The organism is Enterobacter sp. BNK-18 (genome assembly GCF_047456135.1).
Lineage (GTDB): Bacteria > Pseudomonadota > Gammaproteobacteria > Enterobacterales > Enterobacteriaceae > Enterobacter > Enterobacter ludwigii.
This window is the reverse complement of record NZ_CP179899.1, coordinates 4,371,407-4,389,373: the sequence shown is the minus strand read 5'-3', so window position 1 is coordinate 4,389,373 and position 17,967 is coordinate 4,371,407. Positions and strand designations below refer to the sequence as shown.

At 58.0% G+C, this 17,967-nt stretch carries 20 protein-coding genes; 6 read left to right on the top strand and 14 right to left on the bottom strand.

Features of this window, described 5'->3' with window-relative positions:
* Positions 1-3: 3 nt before the first annotated feature.
* Positions 4-1,275, top strand: a complete 1,272-nt coding sequence (locus tag ACMGG3_RS21070; RefSeq protein WP_014168469.1) for a DUF445 domain-containing protein — start codon at positions 4-6, stop codon at positions 1,273-1,275.
* Here the strand turns inward: ACMGG3_RS21070 and ACMGG3_RS21065 are convergent.
* The 7 genes from ACMGG3_RS21065 to ACMGG3_RS21035 all read right to left on the bottom strand — a co-directional run bounded on the left by ACMGG3_RS21065 (position 1,272) and on the right by ACMGG3_RS21035 (position 6,913).
* Positions 1,272-2,348, bottom strand: coding sequence for a DUF2955 domain-containing protein (locus ACMGG3_RS21065; protein WP_025205646.1), 1,077 nt, complete (start codon positions 2,346-2,348; stop codon positions 1,272-1,274). The two genes, ACMGG3_RS21070 and ACMGG3_RS21065, sit on opposite strands and share 4 nt — an antisense overlap.
* The gene (locus ACMGG3_RS21060) at positions 2,338-3,405 is read right to left on the bottom strand and encodes an HlyD family secretion protein (protein ID WP_086533213.1); all 1,068 of its coding nucleotides are present in this window, start codon (positions 3,403-3,405) and stop codon (positions 2,338-2,340) included. The genes ACMGG3_RS21065 and ACMGG3_RS21060 overlap by 11 nt, the downstream gene beginning before the upstream one ends.
* The gene (locus ACMGG3_RS21055; protein ID WP_025205651.1) at positions 3,402-3,872 is read right to left on the bottom strand and encodes a MarR family winged helix-turn-helix transcriptional regulator; all 471 of its coding nucleotides are present in this window, start codon (positions 3,870-3,872) and stop codon (positions 3,402-3,404) included. Before ACMGG3_RS21055 ends, ACMGG3_RS21060 begins: the two co-directional genes overlap by 4 nt.
* Before the next feature lie 135 nt (positions 3,873-4,007).
* Positions 4,008-4,703 carry an ArsR/SmtB family transcription factor gene (locus tag ACMGG3_RS21050; RefSeq protein ID WP_040018547.1) on the bottom strand — a complete coding sequence of 232 codons (696 nt, stop codon included), beginning with the start codon at positions 4,701-4,703 and terminating at the stop codon, positions 4,008-4,010.
* Positions 4,696-5,073, bottom strand: coding sequence for an amino acid-binding protein (locus ACMGG3_RS21045; protein WP_108647519.1), 378 nt, complete (start codon positions 5,071-5,073; stop codon positions 4,696-4,698). The genes ACMGG3_RS21050 and ACMGG3_RS21045 overlap by 8 nt, the downstream gene beginning before the upstream one ends.
* Entirely contained in the window at positions 5,066-5,389 is a 324-nt protein-coding gene (locus ACMGG3_RS21040) for an antibiotic biosynthesis monooxygenase family protein (RefSeq protein WP_025205658.1), read from the bottom strand. Before ACMGG3_RS21040 ends, ACMGG3_RS21045 begins: the two co-directional genes overlap by 8 nt.
* Positions 5,390-5,497: 108 nt before the next feature.
* On the bottom strand, positions 5,498-6,913 hold the full coding sequence (locus ACMGG3_RS21035) for an aldehyde dehydrogenase family protein (protein WP_414149438.1): 1,416 nt from the start codon (positions 6,911-6,913) through the stop codon (positions 5,498-5,500).
* Positions 6,914-7,013: 100 nt separating this feature from the next.
* Between ACMGG3_RS21035 and ACMGG3_RS21030 the strand changes: the two genes are divergently transcribed.
* Positions 7,014-7,916: a LysR family transcriptional regulator gene (locus ACMGG3_RS21030; protein WP_068795246.1), complete on the top strand. Its 903-nt coding sequence runs from the start codon at positions 7,014-7,016 to the stop codon at positions 7,914-7,916.
* On the opposite strand, the gene ACMGG3_RS21025 is transcribed toward ACMGG3_RS21030, so the two are convergent.
* On the bottom strand, positions 7,903-8,382 hold the full coding sequence (locus tag ACMGG3_RS21025; RefSeq protein WP_032679560.1) for a carboxymuconolactone decarboxylase family protein: 480 nt from the start codon (positions 8,380-8,382) through the stop codon (positions 7,903-7,905). The genes ACMGG3_RS21030 and ACMGG3_RS21025 overlap by 14 nt on opposite strands.
* Positions 8,383-8,484: 102 nt before the next feature.
* On the opposite strand from ACMGG3_RS21025, the gene ACMGG3_RS21020 reads away from it, so the two are divergent.
* Entirely contained in the window at positions 8,485-9,873 is a 1,389-nt protein-coding gene (locus ACMGG3_RS21020; protein WP_414149437.1) for a PLP-dependent aminotransferase family protein, read from the top strand.
* A gap of 81 nt (positions 9,874-9,954) precedes the next feature.
* Positions 9,955-10,209, top strand: coding sequence for a DUF4282 domain-containing protein (locus ACMGG3_RS21015; protein ID WP_020885330.1), 255 nt, complete (start codon positions 9,955-9,957; stop codon positions 10,207-10,209).
* A 59-nt stretch (positions 10,210-10,268) separates the two neighbouring features.
* On the opposite strand, the gene ACMGG3_RS21010 is transcribed toward ACMGG3_RS21015, so the two are convergent.
* Positions 10,269-10,430, bottom strand: a complete 162-nt coding sequence (locus tag ACMGG3_RS21010) for a DUF1127 domain-containing protein (protein WP_014168457.1) — start codon at positions 10,428-10,430, stop codon at positions 10,269-10,271.
* A 176-nt stretch (positions 10,431-10,606) separates the two neighbouring features.
* On the opposite strand from ACMGG3_RS21010, the gene ACMGG3_RS21005 reads away from it, so the two are divergent.
* Complete coding sequence (locus ACMGG3_RS21005) at positions 10,607-12,022, top strand: PLP-dependent aminotransferase family protein (RefSeq protein WP_014168456.1); 1,416 nt, start codon at positions 10,607-10,609, stop codon at positions 12,020-12,022.
* A gap of 66 nt (positions 12,023-12,088) precedes the next feature.
* Here the strand turns inward: ACMGG3_RS21005 and foxA are convergent, their stop codons facing one another.
* From foxA to ACMGG3_RS20990, 3 genes are all read right to left on the bottom strand, one after another.
* Positions 12,089-14,197: a ferrioxamine B receptor FoxA gene (gene foxA, locus ACMGG3_RS21000; protein ID WP_108647525.1), complete on the bottom strand. Its 2,109-nt coding sequence runs from the start codon at positions 14,195-14,197 to the stop codon at positions 12,089-12,091.
* Between the two features lie 121 nt (positions 14,198-14,318).
* Entirely contained in the window at positions 14,319-15,272 is a 954-nt protein-coding gene (locus ACMGG3_RS20995; RefSeq protein WP_252068496.1) for an AraC family transcriptional regulator, read from the bottom strand.
* 138 nt (positions 15,273-15,410) lie between these two features.
* Entirely contained in the window at positions 15,411-15,644 is a 234-nt protein-coding gene (locus tag ACMGG3_RS20990; protein ID WP_047356928.1) for a DUF2171 domain-containing protein, read from the bottom strand.
* A 229-nt stretch (positions 15,645-15,873) separates the two neighbouring features.
* On the opposite strand from ACMGG3_RS20990, the gene ACMGG3_RS20985 reads away from it, so the two are divergent.
* Entirely contained in the window at positions 15,874-16,068 is a 195-nt protein-coding gene (locus ACMGG3_RS20985; protein WP_014168453.1) for a DUF2767 family protein, read from the top strand.
* 38 nt (positions 16,069-16,106) lie between these two features.
* Here the strand turns inward: ACMGG3_RS20985 and ACMGG3_RS20980 are convergent, their stop codons facing one another.
* The gene (locus ACMGG3_RS20980) at positions 16,107-17,228 is read right to left on the bottom strand and encodes a cupin domain-containing protein (protein WP_040018535.1); all 1,122 of its coding nucleotides are present in this window, start codon (positions 17,226-17,228) and stop codon (positions 16,107-16,109) included.
* A 115-nt stretch (positions 17,229-17,343) separates the two neighbouring features.
* Positions 17,344-17,946, bottom strand: a complete 603-nt coding sequence (locus ACMGG3_RS20975) for an ATP-dependent Clp protease proteolytic subunit (protein ID WP_014168451.1) — start codon at positions 17,944-17,946, stop codon at positions 17,344-17,346.
* Positions 17,947-17,967: the final 21 nt, after the last annotated feature.

The following is a 17,967-nucleotide window of genomic DNA, read 5'->3' as shown; positions in this document are numbered from 1 at the left end:
GCCATGGAAAAAATAGCTGAACTTAAACGCGCCAAGCTGCTGGCGCTGTCGCTGCTGCTGATTGCCGCCGCGGCGTTTATCACCACCCTGTTCCTGCCGCAAACCTTCTGGGTGCGCGGCGTAAAGGCCATTGCCGAGGCGGCGATGGTCGGCGCGCTGGCGGACTGGTTTGCCGTCGTCGCGCTGTTTCGCCGGGTGCCTATCCCGTTTATCTCACGCCATACGGCGATCATTCCGCGCAACAAAGACCGCATTGGCGACAATCTGGGTCAGTTCGTGCAGGAAAAGTTTCTCGATACCCAGTCGCTGGTGGCATTGATCCGCCGCTATGAACCGGCACAGATGATTGGTACCTGGTTCAGCCAGCCCGACAACGCCCGGCGCGTCGGGCTGCATCTGATTCAGGTAATGAGCGGTTTTCTTGAACTGACCGACGACGGACGCATTCAGCGGCTGCTCAAACGGGCGGTGCACAAGGCCATCGACAAGGTCGATTTCACCGAAACCAGCGCGGTGATGCTGGAGAGCATGACCCGGAACAATCGCCATCAGGTGCTGCTGGACGCCATCATCAACCGCCTGATCGCGCTTATCCAGCGTGACAGCACGCGGGACTTTATCGCCGACCAGATTGTGCACTGGCTTAAGACCGAGCATCCGCGCAAGGCCATGGTGCTGCCTACCGAGTGGCTCGGCGATCAGAGTGCGGAGATGGTGTCGAATGCGGTGAATACGCTGCTGGATGATATCAGCCACGACCGCACGCACCAGATCCGCCAGGCGTTTGACCGCGCCACGCTGAAGTTTATCGACAACCTGAAAAACGATCCGGAAATGGCCGCCAAAGCCGATAACATCAAGCACTATCTGAAGAACGACGAGGCGTTTAACCGTTATCTGGGCGAGATGTGGGCCGACCTGCGTCAGTGGCTGAAAGCGGATATGCAAAGCGAGGACTCGCGCGTCAGGCAGCGCATCGCCAACGCCGGACTGTGGTTTGGTGAAACGCTGTCGAACGATGCCAGCCTGCAGGCATCGCTGAACGAGCATCTGGAGCAGGCGGCGCACCGCGTAGCACCGGATTTTGCCGCGTTCCTCACGCGGCATATCAGCGACACGGTCAAGAGCTGGGATGCCAAAGACATGTCGCGCCAGATTGAGCTTAACATCGGCAAAGACCTGCAGTTCATCCGTGTGAACGGCACGCTGGTGGGCGGGACCATTGGCCTGATCCTGTTTTTACTCTCGCAATTGCCTGCCGTGCTCGCGCATTAATTCGCCTCAGGCGGCGCGATCACATAGCGCGTAGGGGCAAAGCGATTGAGGATCATATGCACCAGGAAGACCATTGTCAGGGTCGCCACCAGCGCAAAGGTCACCGAGGTTATGCGATAGAGATCGCTGAACACCAGGTCGCTGTCCGGGTGCATGTTCTGCCCGAACATAATGCCGATGGTGGTGATGCTGGAAAACCCGACCCCGGCGCCGACCTTCTCCATCACGTGCAGCCGCGCGCCAAATGCCAGCCCAAGGCCGATAAGCGGCATCATCAGCAGCATATGGCTGCTGTGATCGTAAAGGATAAGCTGGACGACCAGAATGTAGAGGCAGCCCAGCACCACGCCGACCACGCGCCAGAGGGAACTCATCACCGCGCCGCGATAGTGCATGGGAAACAGAATCAATACCCCGGCCATCAGCGCGGAAAGTGAGTCGCTCAGGTCGCTTATCTGGAAGATGACGAAAATCAGGGTGGCAACGGTCCCGGAAAGCAGCGACTCGTGGCGCACGCGGGCGTCATCTTTTTCAATCAGCGGCGGCGGCTTGCGCGGCTCCACGTCCGGCAGCAGGTAATTCATCAGCGCGCTCAGGCACACCGCCATAACGCTCGCTTCGATATTGGAAAACAGCAACGTATGCCAGTCGGTGGTGGGATAGCTCATAAAGTTGAGCATCACGCTCTGGCAGACCACGCCCATCGAACCAAACAGAAACAGCGGTCCCTTACTCATAAAGCGAAAACGCATGACGTACAGGGCGAACACGACTAACGTCATGATCACCGGCCATTGCGACAGATAGCCGATGATAATGACCATTTCTACGCAGTTAAGCGAGGCGCTAAAGATAAATTGCTTCGCCACGTGACGATTAAAGACCGGTACCAGCGACAGCAGCATGATGGGGTAGACCACGAAAAACACGCCGTAGTGAGTGTTGTAAAAACTCGAAATGCTCAGCGCAATCATGCCGGCAAAGACAATGCGCAGGGTCTGGCGAAAGTCGTTTGCCGTATAGACGATGTTGCCGTGCGGGGTAAACACCCGCGCCAGAGTGTTAATAGACATAGTGCAGCAGGCTCACCAGGTGGATCTGCATCCCGGAGAAGAAGCGCGCAAACGGCCCTTCGCTGTTATAGAGCTGCACGGTGGCACGCGCACCGGTCGGAAGCTGCTTCGGCAGCGCCTCGTCCAGCGCCACGTGGATACGCATACGCTGGGCATCACGAACCCACCGGTTGGAGGTTTCTGGCTCGGACAGCTCGCCGTTCACCGCCTCCTGTCCGGCGAGGATCCCCGCATCGCTGCTGGTCACATGCGCACGGAAGACGTGTCCCGGGAAGGCGTCAAACACCACGGCAGCATCGGTTCCCTGATGGGTATGACGCAGGCTCTTCTCGCGGAAGTCGGCCACGATATCGGCCTGATTATTCACCAGCGCCAGCGCGGCCGAGCCGGAGGAGGCGTAATAGCCCGGGCTGAGCTGCAGGTTACTGACCGTGCCGTCCGCCTGGGCGTAAACCTTCGTCCAGCCAAGATTCAGTTCCGCTTCATCCAGCGCGTTGCGGTATTTTTGCAGGGTGACGTTGCGGTGTTCTTCCCGCTCACCGCGCTGAATGCGCAGGTTACGGATGTTCGCCTGCAGCGAACTGACGGACTGCTCGCTGCTCTGCCAGGTGGTCCGGACTTTATCCAGATCCGCCTGCGACACGTTCTGCAGCGTGCTGAGTTTCTGATAACGATCGTAGGTCACCTTGTCGTTACGCGCGGTCAGCACGGCGGTTTTCAGGCTGGCCTGTGCGGCCGCGATCTGCGCATCCAGCTGTTCGTTAGAAAGTCGCGCCTGCTCCAGCGCGATTTGCGCTGCTTCCACTTTATTGCGAAACGGCGTGTCATCCAGCTCAAACAGCAGGTCGCCTCGCTTCACCTGGCTGTTGTTGTGTACATGGACAGCCGCCACGTAGCCGGAGACGCGCGGAGAAACCGGTGTCACCACGCGCATGACGGTGGAGTCCGGCGTCAGCGGGATCCAGATGTCCGCGACGACAAAGTAGACAAACATCAGCAGGAAAGAGGCAATACTTACCCTTACCCAGCGGGCAAACTTTTGTTCAGGAGTCATTATTTTTCGGTCTTGTTATCTTCTTCGCGGATTTTCCGCAAATTGCAGGCGATTTGATTCAATGTGGCGCTGAAAATATCGAGATGCTCCGGCGCGATGTTTTGCGATACGCGCGCCTGAAATGTCTCGATCACCCGGGAGAGCGTCCTGAGTACGGCGTTCCCCTCCGGCGTCAGCGTGAGTAGCCGGATACGCTTGTCATAAGGCGATACAGTGCGTAACAGGTAACCCTGTTTTTCCAGCTGTGTCAGCGTGCGCATCAGCGGCGGCAGTTCAATACCCTGCACCTCCGCCAGTTCACTCACCGAGACGTTATCCCCAAGCTGTTGAAGCTGCATCATCACCGTCCAGCTCGACTGGGTTAACCCGGTCTCGAGAATGGCGTCGTCAATCACGGCGCGCCACTGACGCACGATCATGGCCATCCGCATCCCCATCGGTCTGCGGCTAAACAGTTCTTCTTCACGCATGGGATATCCTCTCGTAACACGCGGTCAAGATAATAGTTACCAGGGTAAGTATCAAGAAACGAGAGACAAAAGAGCAGGAATTGCGAAAGACGAATGCCCTCTCCCGGTGGGAAAGGGCATCAGACCGCGGAGAATTTAGCGGCTAAAACGTTTTTTAATGGCAACGTTTCCCGACGCGGTGACCACCACGTCCCGATATCCCGCCACCCGCTGGATCCAGCCGTTGCTGTCCAGGTACGCGAGGAGCGCCGCGCCCGCCTCGCCCCCGAGGTGAAACCGCCGCTCGCTCCAGTCAAGACAGGCACAGCAGGCCTTACGGCGCGGATTGGCGCTTAATGAAATACCGAGCGTCAGGAACTGTTCGCGTCCATACACGGTCAGGGCTGACCCGTCCGTCTCCAGCCAGCCCTGCGCCTGCATAAAATCATAGATTTGAACGGCCACCGTCCCTGCCAGATGGTCGTAACAGGTGCGGGCTTCACGCAGGGCTTTCGGGGCGGTGGTTTCCGGCGGGGTGATGCGGCTCCACGACAGCCCCATCATCTGCTCGACCAGTTCCGCCACGTCGTGTCCTGCCAGGCGGTAATAGCGATGCCGCCCCTGTGACAGGCAGGTAATCAGCTTTCCGTCCAGCAGACGGGTCAGGTGCCCGCTGGCAGTGGAGGGGGCGACATCTGCCGCCGCGCTCAGCTCGGTGGCGGTCCATGCCCTGCCATCCATCAGCGCACAGAGCATTTTCACACGCGACGGATCCGCCATGGCGGCGGCCACTGCCGCCATGGCCTGCTCCAGCAGCGCGCTGTTGTCAGGGGGTAAACGGGTCTTAAGCATGGACTGCCCATGGTCTGGTGATCTCTGCCGCCAGCTTATCATTATCCGTCAGCAGAATGAGGTGATTCGCATGGTCGCTGTACTGGGTCAGTACAGACACACCGTGAGCCGCTAACGCCGCGGCAATCTCGCCCAGCTCACCGGGGCGCGCCTGCTGCAGTTTTCTGATCAGCGGTTTACGGACTGATCGGACGTTAAACCCGCCCTCAAGCAGCACGCGACGGGCTTTTTCGCCCTCTTCCACCAGGAAATGGGCCTCGGTACCAAACACGCCGCCGCCCTCCAGCCCCACACCATTACACCCCAGCAGCTGGCCGAATCGCGCCAGTTCCCCTGGCGTAGCGTCGAAAATCACATGAACGTCATACATCCGCATGCCCTCCGGTTTCTGAGGCGTATTCCCGCACCACCTGCGCCACCCGAATGCGGTAGTAGGTAAAGATGGCCTCCCGCCCCTCCCTCTGCGCCGCCTGATGAAAGACGTTCTGCTTCCAGCGGCGGACCGCGTCTTCATCCCGCCACCAGGAGAGGGAGAGAATTTTGCCGTCGGTGGTCAGGCTCTGAAAACGCTCGATATCAATAAACCCGTCGATATCCGCCAGCAGGGGCTTGAGTTCGGCGGCGAGCTGCAGGTAACGCGCCTGGTGGGCAGGCGCGGCCTGGGCTTCAAAAAGGACTGCAATCATGGTTGTCTCTCCGTTGTGAGGGTGCGAAGAGCATGCAGGAAAGAAAATGCGGATGCTTCGGTGAAGGGCGAAGTATTGTCGCCCTCTTCCCGGGAGGGCGACAAACGGTTATCCCAGAATCGACTTCGGCTCCATAAACGCGCGGATCCCCCACTCGCCCATCTCACGCCCCACGCCGGAGTGCCTGAACCCGCCAAACGGCGCTTTAGGCTCATGGGCCAGCGTGTTCACCAGCACGCGGCCCGCGACAATCTGCTGCGCCACGCGACGCGCACGTTCGACACCCCTGCCCAGCACCATCGCACTCAGGCCATACTCGGTGTCGTTGGCAATGGCGACGGCTTCGGCCTCGTCCTGATAAGCGATCACACACAGTACCGGGCCGAAGATCTCTTCCCGGGCAATCGCCATCTGGTTAGTGACGTCAGCAAACAGCGTCGGGCGCACAAACCAGCCGTCCTGCGTGCCTTCCGGACGCCCTTCGCCCCCCACCAGCAGGTTTGCCCCCTCGTCGAGACCTTTACGGATATAGCCCTGCACCCGCAGCCACTGTTTTTCGCTGACCATCGGGCCAATTTCTGTCGCGTTATCCCGCGGATCGCCGGATTTCACGGCCGCGACGGCCTGCGCCAGAGCAGTTTCGATTTCCGCCTTACGCGACTGCGGTACCAGAATGCGCGTTCCGGCCACGCACGCCTGCCCGCTGTTCATAAACCCGGCCTGCACCACCAGCGGGATAGCCTGCGCCAAATCGACATCATCGAGCAGGATCGTCGGCGATTTACCGCCTAACTCCAGCGTCACCCGCTTAACACTCTCCGCCGCGTTGCGCAGTATCGCTTTGCCGGTAACGGTCGAACCGGTAAACGAAATTTTCACCACGTCCGGATGGCGGCTGATGGTCTCACCGACCGTATCGCCCCGTCCGGTGACAATGTTAAACACGCCCGGCGGTAACCCGGCATCGCGCAGCGCCTCGGTGACAATGCGGGTTTGCAGCGCGCTCATCTCGCTCGGTTTAATCACCGCCGTGCAGCCCGCCGCGAGCGCAGCCGCCAGTTTGCCGCAGATAAACCCCGCGTCGCTGTTCCACGGGGTAATAAGCCCGGCGACACCAAGCGGCGTCATCTGCACCGTTGCCGCCCCCGCCGTGGTCACAAACTCAAAGGCTTCCAGCGCCTCGATGGCCTGGGCAATGACATCTGCCGGGTAGCGGGCCATCCACGCCGAGCGCGAGGCTGGCGCGCCGTACTCTTCAATCACCGCGTCCAGCAGCGCGTCATGACGGGCGGCCACGGCGGCATGCATGCGTTTCAGCGCGGCAATACGTTCCTGTCGGGGGGTTTGCGACCACGCCGGAAATGCCGCTTTCGCGGCCGCGATGGCATGCTCAGCGTCTACCTCATCGGCCAGGCGAACCTGGCCAATCACCCGCGCCGTCGCCGGATTGTATAAATCAAAACGTTCAGTGCCGTGCGGGGTAACAAATTCGCCGTTGATAAAGATCTGTTCGATGTTGTGCATATAAACCTCCTCAGGCTGTATGGACACAGTCTGGCACGGCTTCTCCGTTGCGATAATCCACGCTATGCTGCAAGGGTTGTTTCGATTTTCAGGATAATCTATGCATCGTTCGGGTCTGACAGAGCTGGAAGTGGTCATGGCGGTGGTGCGGCGCGGCAGTTTTCGCGGTGCGGCACAGGAGCTGGGCATGTCCGCCACGGCGGTAAGTAACGCTATCGCCGGGCTGGAGAGCCGCCTGGAGACGCGCCTGTTTAACCGCACCACCCGCAGCGTGGCGCTTACCGACGCCGGGCAGCGCTACGTGGCGCGTATTGGCCCGGCCCTGCAGGCGATACGCCAGGCCAGCGAAGAGATCCACAGTGATACCGGCGAACCTGCCGGTACCCTGCGCTTAAACGTACCGAACCATATCGGTGCGCTCTTTCTGGATCAATTGCTGATCGACTTTATGATCCGCTACCCGAAAATGCGCGTCGAGACGCTAAGCGAAGCACGGATGATCGACATCGTCGCAGAAGGTTACGACGCCGGGATCCGTCTTGAAGAATCCGTGCCGCAGGACATGATCGCCGTGCCGCTGACCGGTGAGATCCGCCAGCTTGTCACCGCCACGCCGGATTACTTTGCCCGCCACGGCACGCCGCACACGCCGGAGGATCTGCTCTTACATCAGGGGATCGGTATGCGCATGGCGCACGGTGGGATCTACCGCTGGGAGCTGGCGCGTCGCGGGGAACAGTACGCCCTGGCGGTACCGCCGCGCTTTGCCACGTCCGATCTTTTCGCCTCGATCCGGGCCGTGAAGGCGGGATTAGGGATAGGGTTTTTACCGGAACTGTATATCCGGGAAGAGCTTGAAAGCGGGGAACTGGTGAGCGTGTTAAACGACTGGACGCAGCCGTTTGCCGGGCTGCGTTTGTACTATCCGGGGCATCGCCACGTCCCGCCGGGGTTACGGGCGCTGGTGGCGATGATCCGTGAGCGCGGGGTTATTCGAGGTTAGCTTTGTTCAGCCCGTAAGCCGCGTCCAGCGAGCCCGGCGCCATGCGGGACGTGATCCCCAGACGGTTCCAGGCGTTGATCGCCACAATGGCAAAGTTCAGCTCTGAAATCTCCACGTCCGAGAAGTGCTCCGCCACGCTGCGGTAGAGCGCATCGCTCACGCCATGCACGCTAATTTGCGTCAGCGCTTCGGCGAAGGCCAGCGCCGCTTTCTCACGGGCGCTGAACAGCGGGGACTCGCGCCATGCCGCCAGATGGTACAGGCGCAGCTCGCGTTCTCCGGCGATTTTGGCCTCTTTCGAGTGCATATCCAGGCAGAAGGTACAGCCGTTCAGCTGTGAGACACGAATGTCGATCAGGTGCTTCAGCGCCGGGTCGAGAGAGGTTTTCGCCACTTCCATGCTCAGGTTGGACAGCGCGTTGGCGAGGGCAGGTGTGATCTTATGGTGGTTTACGCGGGTGCTCATTGTCTTTCCTCTTTTTTGTGCGGCATATGTCATGCGATGAGGACAATCTACGCGGATAATGACATAGTAAAAAGATACAAAAACCGTCAAACGAGGTAGGACATGAAACCGGGCTATCACGCTATTTATACCCGCTATCGCGACAACATCACGCGTGGCGTGCTAAAGCCTGGCGACAAAGTCCCCGCCATTCGCGTGCTGGCGGAAGAGCTGAAGGTGGCGCGCAAAACCGTTGAAACCGCTTACGCCATCCTGACGGGCGAAGGGTATCTGGTAAGCCAGGGGGCACGCGGCACGCGGGTCAATCCGGACCTGTTACTGCCCGCGCAGCACGCCCCTGCGGAGCAGACCACCGGCACACTTCCGGCCTCGCTGATCGGCCAGCGCGAACGGGCAGGTTTTCTGCGCCCCGGCATTCCCTCCCTCGACAGCTTTCCCTATAAAAAATGGCTGCTGCTTTCAGGCCAGGCGACGCGCGCCATGCGCCAGGAAGAGATGCTGAATCCGCCCGTGCTGGGCTGGTATCCGCTGCGCCAGGCGATTGCCAGCTACCTTAATATTTCACGCGGGCTCGCCTGCACCGCCGAGCAGGTGCTGATCACCAGCGGCTACAGCGGTAGCCTGCGCCTGATCCTCGATACGCTGGCCAGCCGCAGCGACAAGGTGGTGTTTGAAGATCCGGGCTACTTTATGGGCCAGCAGTTGCTCAAGCGGATCGTGCCGCGCCTGCACACCGTGCCGGTCGATCGCGCCGGGATCGATACGGAATACCTGCTGCGCCACCATCGCGATGCCCGCTTCGCCATCGTCACCCCGTCGCACCAGAGCCCGCTGGCGGTCACCCTCTCTCTGCCGCGTAAACAACAGCTTCTCGACTGGGCGAGTCAGAACGAGGCCTGGATTATTGAGGATGACTACGACGGGGAATTTCACTACACCCGCAAGGTGCTGCCGTCGCTAAAAAGCCTCGACCGGCACGACCGGGTCATTTTTATGGGCACCTTCAGCAAAACCATTATGCCGTCGCTGCGCATGGGCTACGTGGTGATGCCCGCCAGCACCCTCGGGGCGTTTACCGACTGCGCGGACATCGTCACCAGCGGCCAGCCGGTGCTGACGCAAAAGATCCTCACCGCCTTTCTCAACGAAGGCCATTTTTTCCGACATCTTAAGAAGATGCGGGCCCTGTATCAGACCCGGCGGGAGTGGATGATTAAGGCTTTACAGGAGGTGTATGGCGACCTGTTTTTCACCGAGCAAAACGACGGTGGAATGCACATCGTGACATTCCTTTCGAAGGGGAGTTGTGACCGGGAAATCGCGCACTGCTGGCAAGCGCAGCAGCTGCAGGTTAACGCGCTCTCGGAGTGGTATCGCGGCTCCGGCAAGCGTTACGGACTGGTGATGGGCTATAACAACGTGCGCACGTATCAGGAGGCGGTGGCACTCCTTGAAAGGCCAAAACAAGAAACGCTGGAATTACTACTCTGAAATCAGATAGCTATCCACGCCATAAAAGAACGTGATAAAGATACAATCTTGAGCCTTTTTTATATTTCTAAGGAAAAGAAAATGAAAGCCATTCTGGGATTTGACTACTTATTAACGCCACGCGTGCTGGTCTTCTTCTACTGGATCGTCATGCTGGTGATTTTGATTGCCGGCGTGTATTCCATGTTTACCGACCATCTGATCACCGGATTTATCGGGATGATTTTCAGCCTGATCGGCTGTCGCGTGACGTTCGAACTGATCATGGTTGCGTTTAAGAATAACGAATATCTGCGCCGCATCGCTGAAAACACCGCGGTGAAATCAGTCGAATAATCTCTCCGTTGCGCCGGGTAGGGGTTTCTCCTTACCCGGCCAGCGCCGACCCTGCCCGCTTACACATCATAGCGCGACAACCCGACATCCTTGAGCTGCTCGTCACTCATCTTGCTCAGGATGCGACGGGTGCGGTGAATACGGTACCAGTTGCGTAGCGTTTTGCCGATCCAGACAAAAACAATAAACGGACGTTTTGAACGGTTCTCGTAAAATTCCATGATGCTCTCCTCACTGTGCCAGTAGCGTTATCATCGTGGAATTCAGGGCGTACAATACAGATTCAAAAACATCTTTTGTTTAACATACAGATCCGCTAAAACTGTATCTGCATGCCGTTTTTTGCGGCAATCTGTACTGGTTTTACAATCTGTATGGTGAAAACAAAGGATACAGCATGACGCGCTACCAACATCTCGCCAACCTTCTGGCGGAACGCATTCAACAAGGGCTGTATCGCAGCGGTGAACGTCTGCCGTCGGTGCGCGCGCTGAGCCAGGAGCATGGCGTTAGCATCAGCACCATACAGCAGGCCTACCAGATCCTCGAAAATCTGCAGCTGATCACGCCTCAGCCACGCTCCGGCTATTTTGTCTCGCAACGTAAGGCCATGCCGCCCGTACCGGCAATGACGCGTCCGGTGCAGCGTCCGGTAGACGTCACCCAGTGGGATGAAGTGATGATGCTGCTGGATGCCCGTGCCGACAAAGAGATGATCTCCTTTGGCGGCGGCTCGCCGGACGTCAATCAACCGAGCCTGAAACCGCTATGGCGTGAAATGAGCCGCATCGCGCAGCACAACCCGGGCGAGATGCTGAGCTATGACGTGCTCGACGGTCGGCTCGAGCTGCGCGAGCAGATCGCACGGCTGATGCTGGACGGCGGCTCTACCGTGGCCGCGAATGAGATTGTCATCACCAATGGCTGCCACGGCGCGCTGTCGATTGCCCTGCTCTCGATATGCAAACCGGGCGATATTGTGGCCGTGGAATCCCCGTCGTTTCACGGCACCATGCAGATGCTGCGCGGGTTCAACATCAAAGCCATCGAAATTCCCACCGATCCCGAAACCGGGATCAGCATTGAAGCGTTAGAGCTGGCGCTGGAGCAGTGGCCCATTAAAGCGGTGATCCTGGTGCCCAACTGCAATAACCCGCTGGGTTTTATCATGCCGGAAGCGCGGAAGAAGCAGGTGCTGGCTCTCGCCCAGCGGCACGATATCGTGATCGTGGAGGATGATATTTACGGCGAGCTGGCGGCGGAATACCCGCGCCCGCGCACCATTCACTCCATGGACATTGATGGCCGCGTACTCCTGTGCAGCTCGTTTACCAAGACCGTGGCACCGGGCCTGCGCGTCGGCTGGATTGTGCCGGGGCGCTATTACGACCGGGTGATGCACATGAAATACGCTGCAGGCGGCTTTAACGTGCCGGGAACGCAGATGGCGGTGGCGGCGTTTATTCGCGACGGCCATTATCATCGTCACGTTCGCCGTATGCGCCAGATTTATCAGCAGAATATGGAAACCTATACCTGCTGGGTGCGGCAGTATTTCCCGGCGGAGATCTGCGTGACGCGCCCGCAGGGCAGTTTTTTACTGTGGGTGGAGTTACCGGAAAACGTCGACATGGTGTGCGTCAGCAAGCAGCTGTGCCGGCTGAAGATCCAGGCGGCAGCCGGGTCGCTGTTCTCTGCGTCCGGCAAGTACCGCAACTGCCTGCGGATCAACGTTGCGTTACCGCCAACGGAGAAGCATCGCGAGGCGCTGAAGAAGATGGGTGAGGCAATTGTGATTGCGATGGAGGAGTAGTGCGGCCTGATGCCCTCCTCCACCAGGCCGGGCAAGGCGTCACCGCCGCCCGGCACTGTCACCGACTCAAAACGTCCATGAAACGCTGCCAACGATACTGCGTTCCGCGCCGAAATAGCAGTAGGAGAGCGAGTTACACGCCGCCACATAGCGTTTATCGGTCAGATTATTGACGTTCAGCTGCGCGCTCATGCCCGTGAGCCCCACCTTCGACAGGTCATACCCCACCACCATATCCACCAGCGTATACGACGGCAGCGTATGGGTGTTCTGGCGATCGCTGGTAATGCCGTTGACGTAACGAACGCCGGAGCCGACGGTCAGGCCGTCCAGCGGGCCCGTTTTCACGTCGTAGCTGAGCCAGGCACTGGCCATATTCCGCGGCGCATAGACGGCGCGCTTGCCCTCCTCTTCCGGGCTGCTCTTCTTGTAGCGAATGTCGGTATAGGTGTACGCCGCCTGCATGCGCAGGCTGTCGGTCAGTTGACCCACCGCTTCCAGCTCAACGCCCTCGGACTCGATTTCACCGATGGAACGGTACGGATCGGTCGGCTCCTCTTTGGTGGCGATATTCTTCTGGTTGATGCGGAACACCGAGGCGCTGAACTGGCTGTTCATCCCCTCGGGTTCATACTTCACGCCCGCTTCCCACTGCTTGCCTTTCATCGGGTCCAGAATGTTGCCCTGCTCATCGGCGAAGCTGGTCGGCGTAAAGGCCGTGGAGTAGCTGACGTACGGCGCGACACCGTTATCAAACAGATACAGCAACGCCGCGCGGCTGCTGACGTTGTTCTTATCCAGGTCGCTGCGGGTATGGTTAACGTTATCAACGTTCGACACGCTTACCTGGTCATAACGCCCGCCCAGCGTCAGGCGCCAGCGGTCAATGGACATCTGATCCTGCAGGTAGTACCCGGTCTGGCGCAGCTTATGTTTTTCCTTGCTGTACTGGGTGATGTAATCCGGTTTCGCACCGTAAACCGGGTGGAACGCGTCGATGGGCGGGAAACCGCCGTAGTAGCCGGTCACGTTATTGGTACGGTCCTGATAATCCAGGCCGATCAGCACGCGGTGGTTAACTGCCCCGGTATCGAAACTGCCGTCGACCTGGTTATCCAGCGTGATGGCATTCATCTTCTCGTCAGAACCGGAATAGCCGCGGTTGAGTTCGGTATCGTTCAGCCAGCCCGCGGCATATACCTGATTCAGCTCCACTTTGGTGTGCAGATAGCGCAGCTTCTGGCGCACCGTCCAGCCGCTGTCGAACATGTGCTCAATGTTGTAGCCCACCATGTTTTCCCGACGATCGTACTTGTCGTAATCATCCTCACCTTCAAAGAAGGTGTTGGTGATTTTCTTACCGTTATGCGGCACCACGGTGCCGTCATAAGGCAGGCCGGAGTGGCTCCCCCCTTCCGGATCGCGGTGCAGATAGGCCATCAGATCCAGACGCGTGTTATCAGTGATGCGCCAGGTCAGGCTCGGCATCAGCGCGTAGCGCTCTTCCTTCAGCGGATCAAACTGGGAATCGGCATAGCGGGTCATCCCGCTGAGGCGCACCGCCACGCGGTCGTTATCATCAACCGGGCCGGTGACGTCGAACATCGCCCCGCGCTGGTTATTGTTCCCGGCAAATAGCTTAATCTCCCCACCCGGATCGAACGACGGCTTGCGGGAGGTCAGCGCCACGATACCGCCCGGCGATGAACGGCCGTACAGCACGGAGGCCGGGCCACGCACCACCTCGATATTGTCGAGGAACCAGGGATCCACCACCAGCGAGCTGTGAGAGTTGGTGTCTCCCATCATCTTCAGGCCGTCGAGGTAGACGTTATCCAGACTGCCGTCGGAGAAACCGCGCAGCACCATGTAGTCGAAGCGGTTTGACGCGCCAATCTGGTTGCTGTAAACCCCCGGCGTGTAACTCACCGCCTGGCGCACGCTGGTCGCGCCCTGCTCTTCAAACTGCTCACGGGTAACGATAGAGACCGACTGCGGAGTCTCTATATCCGGCGTTTCAAGCTTGGTGGCAGCAGATTGCATCTGCGACGTGACCACAACGGTGTCCGTTTTTTGGGCATCCTGCGCCAGTAAAGGAAAAGCGACGCTACCGGTAACCCATCCCACCAGCAGTGCCAGACGTGACTTAGCAAACATAACCCTCTCCAAAGGTATTTCTTATTGTTAATAAGAATTATTACCTTTTTGAGAGGGCAAACAGCTATGCGCGCCGCCAGGATACGTATGCGCGGTGCTAAACCGCACGGGTTGCGTTCGCGTGAAGAGAAAAAGTAGGTTAGCGGCGTTTGCGCACGTCGCCCGGTGCAATACCGTAATGGCGACGAAACGCGGTAGCGAAATTGGTGGCGTGCTGATAGCCACACATCCACGCCGCCTGCTGCACGCTGTAGCCTTCAAGCAGATAGCGACGCGCCTGCGCGAGCCGACATTCGCGCAGGTAATCGAAAAGGGTACAGCCGTAGCGTTGACGAAACTTGCTGCGCAGGCTGCTCGGGCTCATGGCGGCGAGGGCGGCCAGCTGCGCAAGAGTATGATCCTGCTCCGGAGACTGTTCCAGCCTGCTGCGCACGCGTTCAAGACGCGCATGCTCAGGCCGGCACGGGAAGGATTGCTGGCGCTGCGCCAAACCCTGGCCCAGAAGCTGATACATCAGCCCTTCCAGCAACAGCTGACGGGATAACGCGCTTAGACCCTGCTGCTGAGCATGCTGGATCCCCGCAAGGACAAACTCAGGAACGTGCCAGACCAGAGTGGGCGCATTCAGGCTTTGCCATTCCTGGAGCAGTGACTCAAGCAGGGCCTCACGCCTGGCATCGTGTGGGAATAGACCAAACGAGAGCGTTTTCAGCGTGCTGTCGGCATCGTGACGCGCGCACATTATCTGCTCTTCACTCAGGCGGGAGCTGAAGGCCATGCCGGATCGTACGACATATTCAACGCCATTAAGCGCGATCGTGACGCCCCCTTCCAGCACCACCAGCATATAGAGTGGGCTGCTATGGCGAGAGGTGGTTTCGTAAGGTTGTAAAACGCGAACGTTGGAGTGGGTCAGTGAAATTCCGGATGAAAGCGTCATCTCTTCCACATTCCCCTGCAGCACAGCGCGGTTGTTGACCTGCGCATCTTTTAACTGCGGGAACCGGTAGTCGATGCCGTAGCGCTCACCGAATATCTGAAAATCCTCAACAAAAAACAGGCGTTTCGCTGATCTATTTTCACGCTGGAGCATATGACGGTGCCTGCATCGGGGAAAGGACAAACGAAACAGTACCATTCATTGGTGGTGGCAGCAATCACTGGGCATAAAACGTATTACGCTCCGGTCTGAGCCGGAGCGAAGAAATATATTTCAGTTAAAGAGATATATTTATGCTTGCTGCCACTCAGCAAAAACCTCTTTATGGTTTTTGGTCAGGACAACTTTATTATCATCCACTTTGTCCACCCAGCCGAGCGGTATAAAGTGGTGCTTACCACAGGATTCCGGATCGCTTTTCGCAAGCTTTATACGCTCGCCATCCAGATGGTCCACAACACCGACGTGTGTTCCGCAGCTGGCGACAACCTGAGCGTGATCCATAATTGCGTTTTTATCTACCATAATAATTCTCCCGTTTTGGTTATTTGGCCGTTGCACGGAATTAACTGTAGCGCATAAATTTGGCTTACGGGCGCTTATTAGCATTTTGAAACATCATTGACACAACAGGATATTATGACTACCGCGAGGCATAGCGAAGCATAATGAAAAAATAAGAATAAGATGAATTATTCTCGATGTTTATTTTTTATTTCATAATTACATTATCGCAACCAACGAGGAGGCATTAATGACGATTCATAATATTCGTAATAATCGTACAGAAATTTCACTGGCTCTTGGTGAAGCGGTTTTAGACATTGTGCAAAAAGGCCACGAGCTGTCGCGTGAAAATCTGGCGCAGGCGATGAAAACAAAAGCAGAGAAGGAGCGCGACGATGAGCGGCTCCTGAATTACTGGAAAGCCTGTAATATGCTGGTCTGAACGAGGCGGCGTTTAGCCTGGCTAAACGCCGCCAGCCATTACTCGTCGAAGAACCAGTAGCCCTGGTTAATCAGTCCGGTCAGTTCGTCAATAAACGCCGGATTGTTCAGCGCCTCGCCCAGCTCCGCCTGGCCGAGTTCCGTGTAGCGACACAGCACGTCCGCAGCCTTCGCATCTACCGTTTCCAGCAGTTCGCTGTTGATGAAGACGCTGCCGTTGATATTCAACACGCGCAGACCGCTCAGGCGAGACAGCGTTTCGCCACCCTGCAATGCATCACGCACTTCTTCTGCCGTGTACGGCGGTTCTGCGGTGGCAATATCCAGCTCATGGCGCGGCGTTGAGACAAAGCTACCGAACCATTTCGTGAAATCATCAGGCTTGCTGATCATGTCGATCATCATCTGGCGAATACGATCCAGCTCGTACTGTTCCACGCGTCCTGGATGTTCGCGGCAGGTCAGATCCGGATCGCTGTAGTGCTCGCCGCCCAGATCGTTTTCCAGCGCGTAATCGGCAAAGCTGCTGATCAGATCGCGACCGTTCGGCCCACGGAAACCGACGGAGTAGTTGAGCGCCGTTTCGTGGGTAAAGCCGTCGTGCGGGAAGCCAGGTGGAATGTAGAGGATATCGCCCGGGGCCAGATCTTCGTCGATGATCGGCTCAAACGGATCAACGTGCAGCAGCGCCGGATGCGGGCAGAACTGGCGCATTGGCAGTTTGTCACCCACGCGCCAGCGGCGGCTTCCCATCCCCTGAATGATAAACACATCGTACTGATCGATATGCGGGCCCACGCCGCCGCCAGGGACAGAGAAGGAGATCATCAGGTCATCCAGACGCCAGTCTGGCAAGACGCGGAACGGGCGCACCAGCTCCGCTGCAGGCATGTGCCAGTGGTTCACCGCCTGCGCCAGCAGCGACCAGCCGGTTTCACCCAGGCCATCGAAGTGCTCAAACGGACCATTGCTGGCCTGCCATTTACCGTTGGAATGGCTGACCAGACGGCTATCGACTTCAGGCTCCATGGCCAGCCCTGCCAGTTCGTCCGGGGTAATCGGGTCGACAAAATCAGGGAAGGCATTTTTCAGCACTACGGGTTGTTTCTGCCAGTATTTTTCAAGAAATTCCGGCCAGTTCAGGTTCAGTTGATACGCCATGGGTAGCACCAGTGAGAGGGTAAACAGGCGCGATTATAGGGGAGACGGTCAAGGGGGAACTTGTCATGGGTCAAACGAGAGGAGAAGGCCGGCGCAAACGTCCGGCCCTGAGGGATCAATCCAGCTTCAGATCGTCATAATGCGTAATCAGTTTACCCACAATGCCGTAGTCCAGCGCTTCTGCCGGAGACATCCAGAAGTTGCGGTCGGTGTCTTTTTTCACTTTTTCCAGCGGCTGGCCGGTGGCGTCAGCGATCAGCTTGTTCACGCGATCCAGCATGCGGATGATCTCACGCGCTTCAATCTCAATATCCGTCGCCTGACCACGCACGCCACCCAGCGGCTGGTGGATCATAAAGCGGGTGTTGGGCAGAGAGTAGCGATGTTCTTTTTTCGCCGCCAGGAAGATGGTGATCCCGGCGCTCGCCACCCAGCCGGTGCCGATGATGTGTACGTCCGGACGGATGAACTTGATGAAGTCATGGATGGTATCACCCGCTTCCACGTGGCCACCCTGGCTGTTGATGTACAGCTTGATCGGATCGTTGCTCACGCTTTGCAGCAGGATCAGTTGGGTAATGACTTTTTGCGCCAGTTCCTGGTTGATCTCACCGGAGATAACAATCGAGCGGGACTCGAGCAGTTTTTGCTGCAGCGCGCCCGCGCCGTTTGACCCTTCCGCTTTATCCTTATCGCCTTCTTTCAGTGTGTAGTGCATTGTTATGTCCTCAGCATTTAG